At 37.3% G+C, this 244-nt stretch carries 1 protein-coding gene; it reads right to left on the reverse strand.

Annotated features, from left to right (window positions below):
- On the reverse strand, positions 1 to 244 hold a 244-nt coding region (locus AAEY57_RS20815; RefSeq protein WP_350608762.1), incomplete at both ends, for a response regulator.

A 244-nucleotide genomic window follows, 5' to 3' on the forward strand; every position in this document is an offset into this window, starting at 1 on the left:
GTTTTAAAAAGCGTATTTGCATCAATAGGTTTGGTAATATAACCATTCATTCCACAGGCTAGTGCCTTTTTAACGTCCTCGTCATGGGCGTTCGCCGATAGCCCTATTATGGGTAAATCAATTAACTCTAAATCACGACGAATTACTTTTGTTGCTTTGAGTCCATCCATTTTTGGCATTTGAATATCCATAAGAACAATGTCGTAGCTATTTTCGGTTAGCTTTTCTATGGCTTCAAAACCAT

It is taken from the genome of Pseudoalteromonas sp. MER144-MNA-CIBAN-0113 (assembly GCF_040308965.1).
Classification (GTDB): domain Bacteria; phylum Pseudomonadota; class Gammaproteobacteria; order Enterobacterales; family Alteromonadaceae; genus Pseudoalteromonas; species Pseudoalteromonas tetraodonis.